The 17,273-nt window shown below is 64.5% G+C and carries 18 protein-coding genes; 4 read left to right on the forward strand and 14 right to left on the reverse strand.

Features of this window, described 5'->3' with window-relative positions:
- Positions 1-11 precede the first annotated feature (11 nt).
- Positions 12-1,322, reverse strand: coding sequence for an HD-GYP domain-containing protein (locus AC1Q64_RS00385; RefSeq protein WP_291436439.1), 1,311 nt, complete (start codon positions 1,320-1,322; stop codon positions 12-14).
- 514 nt (positions 1,323-1,836) lie between these two features.
- On the opposite strand from AC1Q64_RS00385, the gene AC1Q64_RS00390 reads away from it, so the two are divergent.
- Together AC1Q64_RS00390 and AC1Q64_RS00395 are read left to right on the forward strand one after the other, a co-directional pair.
- Positions 1,837-2,124 carry a hypothetical protein gene (locus tag AC1Q64_RS00390; protein ID WP_056746105.1) on the forward strand — a complete coding sequence of 96 codons (288 nt, stop codon included), beginning with the start codon at positions 1,837-1,839 and terminating at the stop codon, positions 2,122-2,124.
- Positions 2,125-2,213: 89 nt separating this feature from the next.
- Positions 2,214-2,510 (forward strand): DUF4148 domain-containing protein, encoded by a 297-nt coding sequence (locus AC1Q64_RS00395; protein ID WP_492250051.1) that lies wholly within the window; start codon positions 2,214-2,216, stop codon positions 2,508-2,510.
- 126 nt (positions 2,511-2,636) lie between these two features.
- Here AC1Q64_RS00395 and AC1Q64_RS00400 read toward each other — a convergent pair whose 3' ends face one another.
- The gene (locus AC1Q64_RS00400) at positions 2,637-3,278 is read right to left on the reverse strand and encodes a CoA transferase subunit B (protein ID WP_056746107.1); all 642 of its coding nucleotides are present in this window, start codon (positions 3,276-3,278) and stop codon (positions 2,637-2,639) included.
- Positions 3,279-3,321: 43 nt separating this feature from the next.
- Positions 3,322-4,029: a CoA transferase subunit A gene (locus AC1Q64_RS00405; RefSeq protein WP_056067750.1), complete on the reverse strand. Its 708-nt coding sequence runs from the start codon at positions 4,027-4,029 to the stop codon at positions 3,322-3,324.
- Between the two features lie 75 nt (positions 4,030-4,104).
- Here AC1Q64_RS00405 and AC1Q64_RS00410 point away from each other — a divergent pair, with 75 nt between their 5' ends.
- On the forward strand, positions 4,105-4,650 hold the full coding sequence (locus AC1Q64_RS00410; protein ID WP_291436981.1) for a PAS and helix-turn-helix domain-containing protein: 546 nt from the start codon (positions 4,105-4,107) through the stop codon (positions 4,648-4,650).
- A 16-nt stretch (positions 4,651-4,666) separates the two neighbouring features.
- Here AC1Q64_RS00410 and AC1Q64_RS00415 read toward each other — a convergent pair whose 3' ends face one another.
- From AC1Q64_RS00415 to AC1Q64_RS00465, 11 genes are all read right to left on the reverse strand, one after another.
- Positions 4,667-5,062 (reverse strand): carboxymuconolactone decarboxylase family protein, encoded by a 396-nt coding sequence (locus AC1Q64_RS00415; RefSeq protein ID WP_492250052.1) that lies wholly within the window; start codon positions 5,060-5,062, stop codon positions 4,667-4,669.
- Between the two features lie 225 nt (positions 5,063-5,287).
- Positions 5,288-7,468 carry a catalase/peroxidase HPI gene (gene katG, locus AC1Q64_RS00420; RefSeq protein ID WP_492250053.1) on the reverse strand — a complete coding sequence of 727 codons (2,181 nt, stop codon included), beginning with the start codon at positions 7,466-7,468 and terminating at the stop codon, positions 5,288-5,290.
- A gap of 175 nt (positions 7,469-7,643) precedes the next feature.
- Entirely contained in the window at positions 7,644-8,561 is a 918-nt protein-coding gene (locus AC1Q64_RS00425; protein ID WP_492250054.1) for an SMP-30/gluconolactonase/LRE family protein, read from the reverse strand.
- 21 nt (positions 8,562-8,582) lie between these two features.
- A complete protein-coding gene (locus tag AC1Q64_RS00430) occupies positions 8,583-9,491 on the reverse strand; it encodes an amidohydrolase family protein (RefSeq protein WP_492250055.1) in 909 nt (302 codons plus the stop codon).
- 3 nt (positions 9,492-9,494) lie between these two features.
- On the reverse strand, positions 9,495-10,451 hold the full coding sequence (locus AC1Q64_RS00435) for a tripartite tricarboxylate transporter substrate binding protein (protein ID WP_492250056.1): 957 nt from the start codon (positions 10,449-10,451) through the stop codon (positions 9,495-9,497).
- Between the two features lie 40 nt (positions 10,452-10,491).
- Entirely contained in the window at positions 10,492-11,490 is a 999-nt protein-coding gene (locus AC1Q64_RS00440) for a Bug family tripartite tricarboxylate transporter substrate binding protein (RefSeq protein ID WP_492250057.1), read from the reverse strand.
- A 64-nt stretch (positions 11,491-11,554) separates the two neighbouring features.
- Positions 11,555-12,493 carry an NAD(P)-dependent oxidoreductase gene (locus AC1Q64_RS00445; protein ID WP_492250058.1) on the reverse strand — a complete coding sequence of 313 codons (939 nt, stop codon included), beginning with the start codon at positions 12,491-12,493 and terminating at the stop codon, positions 11,555-11,557.
- Positions 12,490-13,176, reverse strand: a complete 687-nt coding sequence (locus AC1Q64_RS00450; RefSeq protein ID WP_291436965.1) for an RraA family protein — start codon at positions 13,174-13,176, stop codon at positions 12,490-12,492. The genes AC1Q64_RS00445 and AC1Q64_RS00450 overlap by 4 nt, the downstream gene beginning before the upstream one ends.
- Complete coding sequence (locus tag AC1Q64_RS00455; protein ID WP_492250059.1) at positions 13,173-14,270, reverse strand: Bug family tripartite tricarboxylate transporter substrate binding protein; 1,098 nt, start codon at positions 14,268-14,270, stop codon at positions 13,173-13,175. Before AC1Q64_RS00455 ends, AC1Q64_RS00450 begins: the two co-directional genes overlap by 4 nt.
- A 12-nt stretch (positions 14,271-14,282) precedes the next feature.
- Positions 14,283-15,203: an amidohydrolase family protein gene (locus AC1Q64_RS00460; RefSeq protein WP_492250060.1), complete on the reverse strand. Its 921-nt coding sequence runs from the start codon at positions 15,201-15,203 to the stop codon at positions 14,283-14,285.
- 57 nt (positions 15,204-15,260) lie between these two features.
- Complete coding sequence (locus AC1Q64_RS00465) at positions 15,261-16,268, reverse strand: Bug family tripartite tricarboxylate transporter substrate binding protein (protein ID WP_492250061.1); 1,008 nt, start codon at positions 16,266-16,268, stop codon at positions 15,261-15,263.
- Positions 16,269-16,402: 134 nt separating this feature from the next.
- On the opposite strand from AC1Q64_RS00465, the gene AC1Q64_RS00470 reads away from it, so the two are divergent.
- Positions 16,403-17,248 (forward strand): IclR family transcriptional regulator, encoded by an 846-nt coding sequence (locus tag AC1Q64_RS00470; protein WP_492250062.1) that lies wholly within the window; start codon positions 16,403-16,405, stop codon positions 17,246-17,248.
- Positions 17,249-17,273 lie beyond the last annotated feature (25 nt).

A 17,273-nucleotide genomic window follows, 5' to 3' on the forward strand; every position in this document is an offset into this window, starting at 1 on the left:
GCAGAGCATCCCTAGAGCGAGCGCATCGCCCAGTCGCACCAGTCCGCCACCGCCGCATCGGCAGGCGTGGCACGGTCCGAGAGCTGGGGCCAGCGGCGGTGGCTGGCGTTCAGGATGCTTTGCAGTTGCCACAAGGCCTCGCGCCCCACCAGAGCGACCTCCGCCATGCCAATGGCATCCCCTTGCAATTGCGCCAGCAACTCCCCCTGATGCCGGGGGTGTGAGCCCGCTTCTATCAAGGCTTTTTGTAATGCTAGGAGGCGGGAATCGGTAAACGCAAAGGCGCTGCCTGCAGGAGACTTGGCCGCCGTGTCTGGGGGCAAGGCCGCCTTGAGCTGGTCCCAATAGGCAAAGGCTTCGGCCAGCAATTCGATCTGGCGCGGTGCATCGTTGCCCAGGGGCATCAGGGCTGATTCGCGGGCCACTTCCTCCTGCAGCAGCGGCAGGATGAACGCCACCAGTGCCGAAGGAAACTTGCGGTGGTTGAGCCGCAGCACCAGCGACAGCCGCTGTGCGGGCATGTCGTCGTATTTTTCGTAGAACGCTGCCACCACTTCGGCCAGCAGCAGGATGCGGCCCATGGGTGTGATGTCCGCCCCCAGCAAGGCGCGCGGGTAGCCACTGCCGTCCATGCGCTCATGGTGCTCCAGCACGGCCACTTCGGCAGCACGTGGATAGGCCTGCGTGTCGCGGATCATGAGCATGGCCGAGATGGGATGGGCCACCAGGTGCTTGCGCCCTACCCCCACCACCTTGTGGTCCGGGTCGTCCCAGGCCGGGTCCATGTGCAGCACCCCCAGGTCATGCAGCAGCGCAGCTGCCGCCACCGTGCTGCAATCGCGTTCGCTCAGCCCGCTTTTGACCGCCAGAAATACCGCCACGGTGGTCATCACCAGACTGTGCTGGAACAGCGTGGGCCGCTGGTCACGCATCACGGTGAGCTTGCAGGCCATGGCAGAAGGCAACGGCAGGGACCGCAAGGGCGCCAGCAACCGGGCACCTGAGCCCAGGGCCTCAGCCAGCATGGCGGGCAGGGTTTCCTGCTCGATGAGCGCCTGGCCCAGAGCCAGCAGGGCCGGCACGTCCACCGGGTTTTCAATCGACAGATGGCGGTCAATGGGTTCGCGCAGCTTGTGCTGTACCAGGCGGTCATACAGGCGGCTGTCGATGCGCGCCCCCTTCTCCACCAACTTGATGCCGTTGTCCGTGTAGATGGCAGCACCGGCAACGACTGTGCGCCGGTCGGCCATGTCGGTCAGCGCACGCAAGTAGTAAGGACTGTCAGCGTCCTCGGTATCCGCTGAAAGAAGAATATCGGTCATGCAAGCAACACAAATCGTTGCTTCGCACTATATGGGGTTCTCTTGCAAGGCACTGACTCGCATGACGCGATACAGACACACAATCTTGATGCACATCAAGCAGCACGGGCTGCTGCAAGCCCTTGTTTTTGCCACATGACGCGCATCGCACGTCCAGATGCCCCAAGCCAAGGCCTTGACCAGCCGGCCTTTACGGAGTGTCCAAGCCCCCTGTCACCCCAATGTCATTGTTCCAAATAGGAATCAGGGTTTTCATTAGGCGATGCCGTTGAGGGTCCACTTTTTGACCACCCTCGCCAGTCAGGCTTGGGTAAACCCTGAAAAGTTCCGCCTCGATTGTTCACAATACTGGAACAGTTAGTTCGCGACCCGGTGGTTTTTCTCTGTACCCCATCGGCGTACAGTTCATCCCATCGATGAGCCGAACCCGCAAGGCGACTCACCGAATCCGGTTCAGGAATGGTTTTTGACCCGGCTTTTTTGAGACGCTTCTTTAACTTCAAGGATTTTCATCATGAACAACACCGCACGTTTCCTGTCTATCGCCGCTGTCGCCGCTTTCGCTTCCTTTGGTGCCCAGGCTGACGAAGCCGATGCTTCGCAGTTCGCCACCAAGTTTGAAACCAACCGCACCCGCGCTGAAGTGGCCGCCGAAGCTGCTACCGTGGCCCAGACCCGCTCCATCGAGCCCGCCGGTTCGCGTGTGGTGACTTACAAGTCCACGGCTGACCGTGCTGCTGTGCGTGCCCAGGCTGCTGAAGCTGTACGTACCGGCCAGATTTCTTCGGGTGAGCGCGGCTGATTCACCAGGGGCGGCTGAATCCGCTGCCCTTGTTGTGCCGTATTGCTAAGTACCTCTTCCTCATTTTTTGAATTTTTCGGAGTTTCACCATGAACAAGTCTGTCCGTTTTCTGTCCGTTGCTGCTGTGGCCGCTTTTGCCGCTTTTGGTGCCCACGCTGATGAAGCCGATGCTTCGCAGTTCGCCACCAAGTTCGAAACCAACCGCACCCGCGCTGAAGTGGCTGCTGAAGCCGCTACCGTGGCCCAGACCCGCTCCATCGAGCCAGCAGGTTCGCGTGTGGTGACCTACAAGTCCACGGCTGACCGTGCTGCCGTGCGTGCCCAGGCTGCTGAAGCTGTGCGCACCGGCCAGATCTCTGCTGGCGAAATCGGCAACGCGATGTAATTGCCAGAGGCCCCATGCGGACTGCATGAGGGTTTTGTGAAAAGTGCCAATGCAAAAGGCCGGGGCCCTGTGAGGGGCCCCGGCCTTTTTTGTGTGGCCACTCCACTGCAGGGGTGGCTCAAATGCTTATGGGATCAGCTTGACGCCGGTCTTGGCCTGCAGGGCCTCAAAAGTCACGCCGGGAGCCAGCTCCACCACCTTCAGGCCCTGGGGCGTCACGTCCATGACGGCCAGGTCGGTGATGATGCGGTCCACCACGCCCACGCCCGTCAGAGGCAACGTGCACTGGGGCAGGATCTTCAGGTCTTCGGTGCCATCCTTCTTGCGCGCCACATGCTCCATGAGCACGATCACGCGCTTGACACCAGCCACCAGGTCCATCGCGCCGCCCATGCCCTTGACCATCTTGCCGGGGATCATCCAGTTGGCCAGGTCGCCCTTTTCGCTGACCTGCATGGCGCCCAAAATCGACAGATTGATCTTGCCGCCACGGATCATGGCAAACGACTGGTCGCTGCCAAAGATGGACGAGCCCTTGATGGTGGTCACGGTCTGCTTGCCGGCGTTGATCAGGTCGGCATCCACTTCGTCTTCGGTGGGAAACGGGCCGATGCCCAGCATGCCGTTTTCGGATTGCAGCCACACCTCTTTGTCGGCAGGCACAAAGTTGGCCACGAGCGTGGGGATGCCAATGCCCAAGTTCACATAAAAGCCGTCTTCGAGTTCATGGGCGGCACGGGCCGCCATTTGGTCTTGACTCCACGACATAGATACTTCTCCAGCTTGTTCTGTACGGTTGTGCGGCAGCGGCTCAAACGCCCGCTTTTTCGGTGATGGTGCGCTTTTCAATGCGCTTTTCGGGCGTGGCGTTGTGCACGATGCGGTGCACATAGATGCCGGGCAGATGGATCTGGTCGGGCGCAATGGCGCCGGTTTCCACCACCTCTTCCACCTCCACGATGGTGATCTTGCCGGCCGTGGCCGCAGCGGGGTTGAAGTTGCGCGCCGTGAGACGGAACTGCAGGTTGCCCGACTTGTCGGCACGCCAGGCCTTGACCAGCGACACATCGGGCACCAGCGAACGCTCCATCACATAGGTCTCGCCATCGAACTCGCGCAGTTCCTTGCCCTCGGCCACGATGGTGCCCACACCGGTCTTGGTGAAGAACGCCGGGATGCCAGCGCCGCCAGCGCGCAGCTTTTCGGCCAACGTGCCCTGGGGGGTGAACTCCAGCTCCAGCTCACCGGCAAGGTACTGACGCTCGAACTCCTTGTTCTCGCCCACATACGACGAAATCATTTTCTTAATCTGGCGCGTCTCGAGCAGCTTGCCCAGGCCAAAGCCGTCCACGCCCGCATTGTTGGAGATCACGGTCAGGTTCTTCACGCCCGAATCGCGCAGCGCGTCGATCAAGGCTTCAGGAATGCCACACAACCCGAAACCGCCTACAGCCATGAGTTGGCCATCTGCAACCACGCCCTTCAGGGCTTCGGCTGCGGAGGGGAATAACTTGTTCACCACGATCTCCTTATGAATGGGATGCGCTACGATACTACGTACTTAAATAAGTAGTTTTCCGTAAAGATTAGCACTATGGACGTTGATTACCGGCTTGCCTTCGACATGGCCCCTGTGGGGCTTGTGCTGTCGCGCAACCGCACCATGGTCGATTGCAACCGCCATGTCTGCGACATGTTCGGCGCTTCGCGCGAAGTGCTCATCGGCCAGTCGTTCCAGATACTTTATCCGAGCGCCGACGAGTACGAGCGCCTGGGCGCGCACATGGAGCCCATCCTGAACGCCAAGGGCCACTACGCGGACAACCGCATCATGAAGCGTGCCAACGGCGAGGTCTTCTGGTGCCACGTGTCTGGCCGCGCACTCAACCGCAATGCCCCGCATGAGTCCGGCATCTGGAGCTTTGAAGACCTGAGTTCGCAGCGCACCGTGAAGGCGGAGCTGACGGGCCGCGAGCGCGAGGTGGCCGCCCGCCTGCTGGAGGGTTTGACCTCCAAGGAGATCGGCCGGGCCCTGGAGATCAGTCACCGCACGGTAGAGATTTACCGCGCACGTCTCATGCGCAAATACAACGCATCCACCGCAGCTGACCTGGTGCACAAGCTGCTGGCGGGCGGCTGAGAAGCATCAAACCGCGTCAGGTTTTTTTAGGCCCGTCGATCACTTCAGCGGCAGTACGAAATGCATCCACCGCTGCAGGCAGCCCGCAATAGATACTGGCGTGCAGCAACACCTCTTGGATTTCTGCCGACGTGGCACCGTTGTTGAGCGCACCACGCACATGGCCCTTGAGCTCATGCTGTTTGCCCAGCGCCGTCAGAAAAGCCACGGTGATGAGGCTGCGCGTCTTCATGTCCAGCCCCGGCCGCTGCCACACATCGCCCCAGGCATTGCGGGTGATGAACTCCTGAATCGGCTGGGTGAACTCGGTGGCATTGCCAAAGGCATTGGCCACAAAGTCCTCGCCCATGACGTGCTTGCGCGTGGCCAGGCCTTTGTCGAAGTCCTTGGTGGACGGGGGTTGCTGTGTCATGCGGGCTCTCCTGTTGGTTTGACGCCGCGATGGTAGCTGCAGCACAACGCCCTTCGCCCCTCTGCCTTCTTCTACGGCTACAACGGAGACACTGCCGCAGCAATCGCACAGCCCAAGCCAGGACGGCCGCGCAAGGGCCGCCCCGCAGCGCTGGTGGTATCCCCCTTCCCTCATTGCGCAGCAATTCGAGAGAAGGGGGAAGGCGCGAAGCGACTCAGGGGGTTGTCACAAATCAAACCGGTCCAGGTTCATCACCTTGGTCCACGCCTTGACAAAGTCCTGCACAAACACCGCCTGTGCATCGCTGCTGGCATAGACCTCGGCCAGCGCACGCAAGACCGAGTTGGAGCCGAACACCAGGTCGGCCACGGTGCCAGTCCATTTTTTGATGCCCGTGCTGCGGTCCACTCCTTCCAGCACACCCGCTGCACCTGCCGACTTCTGCCATTGGGTGCGCATGTCGAGCAGGTTCACGAAGAAATCATTGCTCAGCGTACCAACTCGCTGTGTAAGGACGCCATGAGCCGCCTGGCCCACATTAGCACCCAGCACGCGCAGGCCGCCAATCAACACCGTCATCTCTGGCGCAGTCAGGGTCAGTTGGTTGGCACGGTCCACCAGCAACTCGGCCACAGCCCCCTCCAGCCCAGGGCGCAGGTAGTTGCGAAAACCATCGGCCACAGGCTCCATCACCTCGAACGAAGGCACATCGGTCTGCTCTTGCGAGGCATCGGTGCGGCCAGGGCTAAAGGGCACGGTCACATCCTGTCCAGCCTTCTTCGCCGCAGCCTCCACGGCAGCGCCACCGGCCAGCACGATCAGGTCCGCCAGCGAGATCTTCTTGCCGCCCGTCTGCGCGGCATTGAAATCACGCTGGATGGCTTCGAGCTGACCCAGCACCTTGGCCAGTTGCGCAGGCTGGTTCACTTCCCAATCCTTCTGTGGAGCCAGACGGATGCGCGCGCCGTTGGCGCCGCCACGCTTGTCACCGCCCCGGAACGTGGAGGCAGAGGCCCAGGCCGTCGATACCAGTTCAGAAATCGACAAGCCCGATGCCAACACCTTGGCTTTGAGTGCTGTGATGTCTTGAGCATTCACCAGGGCATGGTCGACCGCCGGAACCGGGTCTTGCCAGACCAGCACTTCAGCAGGCACATCAGGCCCCAGATAGCGGGCACGCGGACCCATGTCACGATGCGTGAGCTTGAACCAGGCGCGCGCAAACGCATCGGCAAACTGCTCGGGGTGGGCCAAAAAGCGGCGCGAAATCTTTTCGTAGGCCGGGTCAAAGCGCAGCGACAGGTCGGTAGTGAGCATGGTGGGCACCAGCTTTTTCGACGGGTCGTGTGCGTGCGGGATCGTCGCCGCCGCACCCTTGGCCGTCCACTGGTGGGCACCCGCCGGGCTCTTGGTCAGCTCCCACTCATAGCCGAACAGGTTTTCAAAATAGTTGTTGCTCCACTGCGTGGGCGTGGTGGTCCAGGTGACCTCCAGGCCGCTGGTGATGGTGTCACCGCCTTTGCCAGAACCATGGCCGCTCTTCCAGCCCAGGCCCTGGTCTTCAATGCCCGCCCCCTCTGGCTCCTTGCCCACCAGCGCAGCATCGCCCGCCCCGTGGGTTTTGCCAAAGGTGTGGCCGCCCGCGATGAGCGCCACGGTCTCTTCATCGTCCATGGCCATGCGCGCAAAAGTGTCGCGGATATCGCGCGCGGCAGCGATGGGGTCAGGGTTGCCGTTCGGGCCTTCAGGGTTCACATAGATCAGGCCCATCTGCACAGCAGCCAGCGGGTTGGCCAGGTCGCGTTCGCCGCTGTAGCGCTTATCGCCCCCCAGCCAGGTGGATTCGGCACCCCAGTACACGTTCTCATCCGGCTCCCACACATCGGGGCGACCACCGGCAAAACCGAAGGTCTTGAAGCCCATGGATTCGAGTGCCACGTTGCCGGTCAGAATCATCAGGTCGGCCCACGAGATCTTGCGGCCATATTTCTGCTTGACAGGCCACAGCAGGCGGCGGGCCTTGTCAAGGTTGGCGTTGTCGGGCCAACTATTGAGTGGCGCAAAACGCTGCTGCCCTGCCCCTGCACCACCGCGCCCGTCGGCCAGCCGGTAGGTGCCCGCGCTGTGCCACGCCATGCGCACAAACAGCGGTCCATAGTGGCCAAAGTCTGCGGGCCACCAGTCTTGCGAATCAGTCATCAGCGCGCGCAGGTCGGCCTTCAAGGCGGCAAGGTCGAGGCTCTTGAATTCTTCGGCGTAATTGAAGCCGTCTCCCATCGGGTCGGTGAGCGGGGAGTTCTGGTTCAGAGGGCGGAGATTGAGCTGGTTGGGCCACCAATCGGCATTGCGGGGGCCCGTGGGCACGGCCTTGGTGTGGTCAAAGGGGCACTTGGCTTCTGTCGTCATGGGTCATCTCCTGTGAAAGCGCGTCGGCAAAACGTATCGACAGGACAGATGGTAGGAAGCAAACCATGACAGGTAAATTGAATCGATTGAATCTCATTAATAGCCAATTTCAATAAAACACCTTCACTCCATTGATTTCACTGCGCCCCATGGATTCATCAAACAGGAGGCCGCTTTAACGCAAGTGAGCCAGCCGCAGTCCAGGTGCCCCCATGTCAGCCCGCAGGATGCGGCCATGGGTCGAGTCGGTAACATACACCGTGGTACGCCCTGCCCCGCCAAACGCCAGGTTGGTGGTGGAGCTGCCCGGTGCGCCGCGCAACACCTGCACGGGCTCGGCCCGGTGGTTCAGCACCCACACGTAGCCCAGGCCCGGGTTGGCCACCAGCAGGTGACCCTCGGCATCCACGGCTAGGCCGTCGGGGCCGCTGGGGCCATACGAGGTGAAGAACTGGCTGACCTTGGCCACGCTGCCATCGGGCAGCAAAGGCACGCGCCACACGCAGTTGCCGCGCGTCACGGCCAGGTAGAGCACGCGGCCGTCAGGCGACAGGGCCACGCCATTGGGGCTCGGTACGTTGTGCAGCAGCAGATCCAGTTGGCCATTGGGGCGCAGACGGTAGAGGCGGCCGCTTGGGTCGTGCAGACCGCTCTGGCCCTGGTCGGTGAAGTAGAGGTTGCCTTCGGCGTCAAAGATCAGGTCGTTCACGCCCTTGAAGCGCTCGCTGTTGCGGCGCTGCAGGTACGGGGTGACGGCGCCCGTGGCCACGTCCAGCTGCATCAGGCCGTTCTTGTAGTCGGTGATGAGCAGCGTGCCGGGCTTCAGGAACTTGAGGCCGTTGGGCTCGCCGTCGTACTCGGCCACCAGCACCCACTCACCTTGCGGGTTGATGCGAAAGACCCGGCCCCAGGGGATGTCGCTGACGTAGAGGTTGCCTGCGTCGTCGAACACCGGGCCTTCCAGGAACGAATCGGTGATGGTGCCGCCCCGGTTGGCGTCAGCCCAGTCGCTGCGCTCGCGGCGGCGAAATTGCTCGGGCATGGAGGTGAACAGGTCGAGATCGCGGACCTCAGGGGCTTGCAACAAAAACATGGTGGGGTCTTTCCAATTCGTTCATGCGGCGGGAACGGCATCGAAACCATACAGCCGTGCCGGGTTGTCGACCAGGATGCGGTCCATGGCCGCATCGCTGCCAGCCCAGGCCTGCAGCAGATCCATCAAGTCGGCATCGTTCACAGTGCCGGGCGCCTCGGTGGTGTGCGGCCAGTCGCTGCCCCACACCAGGCGATCCGGCGCGGCCTGCACCAGGGCCTGGCCCAGCGGCAGGGTGTCGGCGTAGCTGGGGCCGTGCACGGCTGAGCGCATGTAGGCGCCCGAGAGCTTGACCCAGGTGTTGCCACCATCGAGCAGGCCGCGCACCACGCCGTAGGCCTCTGCGGCCGGGCCTTCGGCGGGATCGATGCGGCCCAGGTGGTCGATGACCAGGGGCACGGGCAGGGTGTGCAACTGGGGGGCGAGCGCGATGAGTTGCTCCGGCTGCGCAAAGATCTGGATATGCCAGCCCGCACACGCCGGGTGCTCGGCCACCTTGCGCGCGAGCGTGGCCAGCATGGCGGGCGTGGTGGTGCCCCACGATTGGGGCGAGACGAAATTGACCCGCAGCCCGCGCACACGGCGCGCAGCCAGGTGAGCCAGTTCATGGGCACTCACGTCCTCGCCCACCACGGCCACGCCGCGTGCAGCGTCGCCCAACTGATCCAGCGCATCCAGCGTGCAGGCGTTGTCGGTGCCATAGGTGGATGGCGTGACCACCACTGCGCGCGTGATGCTCAGGCGCGCCTGCAGCTGCCTGTACACAGCCACAGGTGCCACCGGCGGCGTGCGCGGCCAGTGAACTGACGGCGCAAAGCGCGGGTCAAAGATGTGCATGTGGCTGTCGCACGCACCGGACGGCAGCTGGCGCTGCGGGCGGTTCAGGCCCACCGAGTGCGGTACGGGCGTGGTCAGCGCTGGCAAAGGCATGGGTCAGTCGAGTTTGATATTGCCCTTCTTCACGACCTCGCCCCACTTCGCGTCTTCCTTCTTCAGGAAGGCGGCAAAGTCTGCGGGCGTGGAGCCGATGGGCTGGGCGCCCAGGTCGGCCAGGCGCTGCTTCACTTCGTCTTCCTTCAACACCTCTTGCAGGGCCTGCTGCAGTTTGGTGGCCACGTCGGCAGGCACGCCCGCTGGCAGGAACACGCCGTTCCACTCATAGGCCTCATAACCGGGGATGGCCGCCTCGGCCACCGTGGGCACATCGGGCAGGCGCTTGGAACGCTCAGGCGCCGACACGGCCAGCGCACGCAGCTTGCCGCCCGACACATGGGGGTAGGTGGCGGCCACCGTGCCGAACATGAAGTCCACCTGGCCCGCGATCACATCGGTGATGGCGGGGCCGCCGCTCTTGTAGGGCACATGCACCATATCGAGGCCCAGCTTCTGGGCCATCAGCTCCGCCGCCAGGCGCTGCACCGTGCCGCTGCCGCCTGAGGCAAAGTTGATCTTGCCCGGCTGCGCCTTGGCCTTGGCAATCAGCTCGCCCACGTTTTTGTAGGGTGCATCGGCCTTCACGATGAGCACGTTGGGCGCCAGCAGCACCAGCGACAGCGGCTGCAGTGCGGTGCTGGCATACGGCATCTTGGGGAACAGGTGCGGGTTGATGGAGTACGGCGTGGCGTCGTACAGCATGGTGTAGCCGTCTGCCGGAGCCTTGGCCACAAAGCTGGCGCCAATGGTGCCGCTGGCACCGGCCTTGTTGTCCACGATCACACTACCGCCGAGCTTGGCGCCCAGGCGGGTGGCGACCACACGGGCCACAGCATCGGCCGCGCCACCGGGTGCGTAGGGCACGACGATGGTGATGGGCCGCTCGGGGAAGGCGGCGTGGGCCACGCCAGCGGCCAGGGCGCAGGCGGCGATCAGGGGTTTGAGGAAGCGAAACATACGTGTCTCCAATCAGTGCTGGGTTCTACAACAGGACGGCTCAATCTGCTTTGAGATCGAGCGCCTTGGCAATCTGGCTATAGGTGGTCACTTCACGGGCCACACGGGTCGCAAAGGTATTGCCACACACCGATTCGGCATCCATCCCCAGGCCGCGCAGCTTGTCAGCTGCCGATTCGCTCTTGGCAAAGTCGGCGGCCGTGCGCTCCAGCGCCTGGGCGATGGGCTCGGGCAAGCCCGCCGGGGCCAGCACGCCGTACCACACGTCGGCAGCGTAGTGGCCACCGCCCGCCTCGGCAAACGTGGGTACCTCGGGCACCAGGGCCGAGCGCTGGGGCGCGCCCACGGCCAGCGCGCGCAGCTTGCCGCTCTTGATCTGCGGCAGCACCGAGCCCAGGGTCGCGAAGGAGCTGTCGAGCTGGCCGCCCATCAGGTCCGTCACCACCGGTGCCGCACCCTTATAGGGCACGTGGTTGAGCTGCAGGCCCTGGGCGCGGGCAAAGATCTCGGTGGCGAAATGGCCTGAGCTGCCCACCCCGGCCGTGCCCGCCGTCACGCGGCCAGGCTCGGCGCGGGCCTTGGCCTGATAGTCGGCCAGGGTCTTCACCGGCAGGCTAGGGGCCACCACCAGCACCGTGGGGCTGCTGGCCACCGTGCACAGGGGGCGGAAGGACTTCACTGCATCAAACTTGACGCGGGCCTGGTACAGCGCCGGAATCATGGTGTGGTTGGTGGCACCAAACAGCAGCGTGTAGCCATCAGCCGGAGCGCTGGCCACAGCCTGGGCGGCAATGATGGTGCCCGCACCGGGCTTGTTGTCGATGATGAACGGCTGGCCCAGCGCGCGGCTGGCGTGGTCGGCAAATGCGCGCGCCACCACGTCGGTGGGGCCGCCCGCCGCAAAGCCCACTACCAGTTTCACGGGCTTGGTGGGATAGGCCGTCTGCGCATGCGCAGAACAGAATGCTACTAAAAATATAGCTGCCAGCGCATGATTGACTAGCGCAAGAGGCCTATTTTTCTTGAAATTGCGTGCCATGGTCTGTTGTCTCCTGTGCGGCCGGGCGCAGTGCCCGGCCATGTTCTTAGGGCAGGCGCGGCGCTCAGACCGCGGCTACTGCGTCCGGTGTGCGGGCCAGCACGGCCAGTAGATTGCGGGCGGCGCCTACGCCCATGTTCACGTAGGCATCACTCGTTACGCCACCGATGTGGGGGCTGAGGACGAAGTTCTTCTCGCCCTGGAAGGGGTGGCCTGCTGTCATGGGCTCCACCGCAAAGCTGTCGAGCCCCGCCGCCATCACCTGGCCCGAGCGCACGGCGGCCAGCAGCGCGGCCTCGTCGATCAGGCCCCCGCGTGCGGTGTTCACCACGATCACGCCGCGCTTGCATTGCGCCAGCGTGGCGGCGTTGAGCATGCCTCGGTTGTCGTCGGTCAGCGGGCAGTGCAAAGACACAGCATCCGACTCACGCCAGATGGTTTCCAGATCCACCGCCTGCACATAGGCAGGCAGGCTCTTGGCAAACGGGTCAAAGCCGATCACGCGCATGCCCAGGGCGTCGGCCATCTTGGCAAAACGCAGGCCGATGGCACCCAGGCCCACCAGGCCCACGGTGCGGCCGCCCAGCTCCAGGCTCTTGTGCGTGGCCTTGTCCCAGTGGCCAGCGTGCATGCGCGCGTCGAGCTGCACCACCGATTTGGCGCAGGCCAGCAGCAAGGCCAGGGCCTGCTCGGCCACGGCGGCGGCGTTGGCGCCCACGGCGGCCACCACCTCAATGCCGCGGGCTTGTGCGGCCACCTTGTCGATGGTGTCGGTGCCGCTGCCGTGCTTGGAGATGACCTTGAGCGCGGGGGCCGCGTCCATCACCGAAGCGCCCACCTTGCCGTAGCGCACGATGATGGCCACGGGGTTGTGCGCACAGCACAGGGCCACCATGTCCTCTTCCGTCGGTGTCTTGCCTGCGTAGACGATCTCGTAGCCTATGAGCAAATCCAGGGCTTGTTGCGCCAGGTCGGCGCCCGTCACGATGATGGTTGGGTTCACAGCGATTCCCCTTCCTTCAAAACACCCGCAGCGCGCAGGGCGGCAGGCAGCCATTTCGATGCGGTGTCACCACGGGCGATGGCTTCGATGCGGGCGGCTTCGTCGGCCACCTTCTTGCCGGCCAGGGCCAGCATGGCGGGGGCTTTTTCGCGCTCGATGACGACCACGCCATCGGCGTCGCCCACCACCAGGTCACCCGGGTTCACCACCGCGCCACCGGCGCTGATGGGGTGGTTGATGCGGCCGGGCACGTACTTGGTGGGCCCTGCGGGGTTGAAGCCCGCGCTGAACACGGGGAAGTCCAGCTCCAGAATTTCCAGCTTGTCGCGGATGGCGGCGTCCACGATCACACCCGCCAGGCCGCGCTTCTTGCAGGCGCTGAGCATCAGCGTGCCCATCAGCGCCGCCGTCTGGTCGCCCTTGCCGTCAATCACCAGCACATCGCCCGGCTGGGCCAGGGCGATGGCGGCGTGGATCATGAGGTTGTCGCCGGGGCGCACTTCCACGGTGAAGGCGGGGCCAGCCACCTTCATGTTCTGGTGCACAGGCGCCACGCGGCCATGCATGGTGCCGCGGCGGCCCGCCACGTCGGCCAGGATGGCGGCTTGGTAGGTGGCAGCTTGGGCCACGACGTCGGCGCTCACGCGGTCGATGGTGCGGATGATTTCAGGGAGTTGGCTCATGGGAAGGGTCCGATTGAGGTAATGAAAACGAGGAAGCAGCGGTTTGTTTTTTGATAGGTGGTGGATCGCGGGTAGCAGTCGGCCTTGATGTTTCCGTGTCTGATCACCTTGGCCCACTTGGCCGAGTCGGCCTTTTGCAGGTCGCCCAGTTGCTGGGGCGTGCCACCCACCAGCGTCACGCCCAGCTTGTCGGCCAGGGCCACGAGGGCGGGGTCTTTCAGCGCAGCGGCAATCTCGCAGTTCAGGCGCTGCACGATGGCGGTGGGTGTCTTGGCGGGGGCAAACACGGCCTGCCACTGCTCCACCACAAAGTCCTTGAGCCCCGTCTCGCTCATGGTGGGCACGGCCGGCAGGGCCTTGAGGCGTTGGGCCGATGTGACGGCCAGGGCGCGCAACTTGCCAGACTGAACATGGGGCAGTGCTGCGGCTGCGGGGGCAAACATGAACTGCACCTGCTCGGCCAGCGTGTCTTGCAGTGCAGGGGTGTCGCCCTTGTAGGGCACATGGATGAAGCGCGCGCCAGTTTGCTGCTGCAGCAGCTCGCCCTGCATTTGCAAGATGGCGCCGTTGCCGCCCGAGGCAAACGCCAGCTTGCCCGGCTGGGCCTTGGCGGCTGCCAGCAGGTCGGCCACCGTCTTGAACGGCTGGTTGGCGCCCACCACCAGGATGTGCGGGATGGTGCCCACGGTGATCACGGGCTCAAACGCCGTGATGTGGTCGTAGGGCAGCTTGGCCATCAGGTGCGGGGCAATCGCCTGCGGGCCGATGGACGTGCCCAGCAGCGTGAGCCCGTCGGGCGCCGCCTTGGCCACGTAGGCCGCGCCAATGGTGCCCGTGGCCCCGGCCTTGTTGTCCACGATGACGTTGGTGGACAGGGCCGCGCCCAGCTTCAGGGCAATGTTGCGGCCCAGCACATCGGTGCTGCCACCGGCGGGGTAAGGCACCACCCAGGTGATGAGCTTGCCCGCAGGCCAGTCGCCTTGCGCCCAGGCGGGTAGCCCCATCCCCACACCTGCGCCCGCAAAGGCCAGGGTGGTCAGCAGGTGGCGGCGCTGGGCGCCGTGCGTTGAAAGGGGAGATACCAAAGAGGTCATGGTGCAAGGCCCTCAGACAGGGTTGGGGAATGAAAAAGTCGAGACCGGCGGGAAGCCGTAGAGCGCGGCAGGGTTGGCAACCAGCACGCGGCGCAGTGCATCCGCACCGGCCTGATCGCACCAGCGCGCCAGGGTGTCGATTTGCAATGCGTCGTCCGGCACGGGGTGCAGGCCAGCGCTGGCGGTGGCGTGGGGCCAGTCGCTGCCCCACAGCACGCGCTCTGGTGCGGCACGCAGGTAGCTGACGGCCAGTGCATCGAGCGCCGGGTCGTCCACCGCGTGGGTGGCGCTGACGATGTAGCCGCCCGAGAGCTTGACCCAGGCCCGGCCCTCGCCCATCAGCTGCAGCAGCAGTGCGTGGGCCGGGTGCGTCCCGGCTTGCTCGGGTGCGATGCGGCCCAGGTGGTCGAAAACCAGCGGCACGGGTACGCTGCGCAGCACATCGCCCAGGCAGGCCAGCACATCGGGCGCCATCAGCAGCTGCAGGTGCCAGCCCCAGGGGGCAATGCGCCGGGCCAGCGGCAGGATGGAGTCCACCGAGCCGGTGACGCCCAGCGACAGGTTCAGCCGCACGCCGCGCACGCCCGCGTCGTGCAGGGCTTGCAATTGGACATCGCTCTCGCTGCCATCGATCACGGCCACGCCCCGGGCCTGCGTACCCAACGCGGCCAGGCCCTGCAGCATGCAGCGGTTGTCTGCACCGTAGGTGGATGGCGTGACCAGCACCGTGCGCTCGGTACCCAGGCGCTGCTGCAGCGCGCGGTAGTCACTTGCCGACGCATTGGGCGGCAACAACTTGGCACCGGGCGCAGCGGGAAAGCGCTGGTCATACACATGCACATGGCAGTCGCACGCCCCCGCAGGCAGCGCGGTGCGGGGTGCCGTCGTTCCCAGCGAGAACGGTACAGGCGTGACAAGGCGATCGCGGGTCATGGCGAAGGGCAGTCAGCGGAGGGATGAGCGGTGCGGCTCGATCAGTCCGTCAATCGATCAGTCCAGGCTGGCGCCAGAGTCCTTCACGATCTTGGACCAGCGGGGCACTTCGGTGCGCAGCAGTGCCGCAAATTGCTCGGACGTGCCCCCGAGGATGTCGCCGCCTTCAAAGCGCAGCTTGTCCGCCACGTCCGGTTGCTTGAGGGCCTGGTTGATGGCCTTGTTCAGCTGCGCCACGATGGCTGCGGGCGTACCGGCTGGGGCCAGCACTCCGAACCAGGTCACGGCCTCAAAGCCCTTGAACCCGGACTCCGCCAGCGTGGGCACATCCGGCAGCTGCGCCGAGCGCTGGGCCGAGGTGATGGCAATGACCTTGAGCTTGCCATTGCGCACATGGCCCAGCAGCGTGGGCACGGACGACATGTACAGATCAATCTGCCCGCCCATCAGGTCCGTCATGGCCTGGGCCGCGCCCTTGTAAGGGATGTGGCGCAACTGGATGCCAGCAGCGTTCTCTGCCAGTTCCCCGGCCAGATGGGCCACGGTGCCGTTGCCCGAATAGCCCAGCGTCAGGGCATCAGGCTTGCCCTTGGAGGCAGCCACCACATCGGCAAAGGTCTTGAAGCGCGAGTTGACCGGCACCGCCATCACGATCGGCGAGGACGACACCAGCGCCACCGGCGCCAGGTCCTTGAGCGGGTCGTAGGGCAGCTTCTTGTACAGCGTGGGGTTGATGGCGAGGTTGCTGGTCTGCCCCATCACCAGCGTGTAGCCGTCAGGGTCGGCCTTGGCCACAGCGTCCACCCCCAGGTTGCCACCGGCGCCGGGGCGGTTGTCCACGATCACGCTCCACTTGTTCTGGTCGGCCATCTTCTGCGCCACGGCGCGGGCAATCATGTCGGTACCGCCACCGGGCGGGAACGGAACAATCAGGCGGATGGCCTTGGCGGGGTAAGCCGTCTGCGCCTGCGCAGCGCCGTGGGGCACGGCTACGGCCGCAAGGCCCAGGAAAGCGGCGCACAGGCGCGCACTCAAAGAACGTGAAAGCGATGAAAAAGCGGTCATGGATTTGTCTCCGTTATGGTGGTTTGTCTCGCCGGTCTGCAAGGGCCTGTTCGGGCCTGGCGCCGTGGAGTGCGAATGTACGCACGCGTTTCAGCCCATACAATGCAGTTGCACACAATGAAACGAATTGCGCCATGAGCAACCCACCCTCCTCGCCTGTGCGCCCTGCCCCGCACAAGGCCACCACACCGGTCGTCACCACCCCGGTGGCCGATGAGAGCGCAGATGCGCAAGTCAACGCGACGGCCAAGGACAGCGGCGGCGTGATCGCCGTGACGCGTGCCCTGCAGGTGCTGGAGGCCTTTGCGCTGGGCGAATCCAGCCTGTCTCTGGCAGAGCTGAGCCGCCGCTGCAGCCTTCACAAGACCACAGTGCTGCGACTGGCCCGCACGTTGGCGCAGTCCGGGTTCATGGTGCAGCGCGAGGACGGCGACTGGCGCCTGGGCCCGGCCGCAGGCTGGCTGGGTGCGCGCTACCAGGCAGGCTTTGACGTGCAGAACGTGCTGGAGCCCGCGCTGCGTGAGCTGACCCTTGCCACCGGCGAAAGCGCTGCGTTTTACGTGCGTGAAGGCAATGTACGCACCTGCCTCGTGCGCGTGGAAGGCCCGCAGGCGCTGCGCCACCACGCCCGCATGGGCGAAGGACTGCCGCTGGACAAGGGCTCGCCGGGCCGCGTGATCCTGGCGTTTTCGGGCGAGCCAGGCAAGGCCTATGAAGAGATCCGCAAGAAGGGCTACCACTGGTCCATTGGTGAACGGGAACAGGGCGTGGCCACCGTGTCGGCGCCGGTGTTTGGCATGCACTGGCGGCTCATGGGCTCAGTGTGCATCTCAGGCCCGGCCTCGCGTTTGCCCGCAGAAAAGCTCGAAGCGCTGGCGCACACCGTGATCGCTGCAGCGACACAGTTGTCCTACGCGCTGGCAGGGAGTTCGGCTGCGCCTGCCCATGCCCCCGTGCGGGCGACGCAATGGCATCCCTGATACTTGCATCCGTTATCCACCACGC

The sequence above is a fragment of the Acidovorax sp. GW835-FHT14G06 genome (assembly GCF_058793595.1).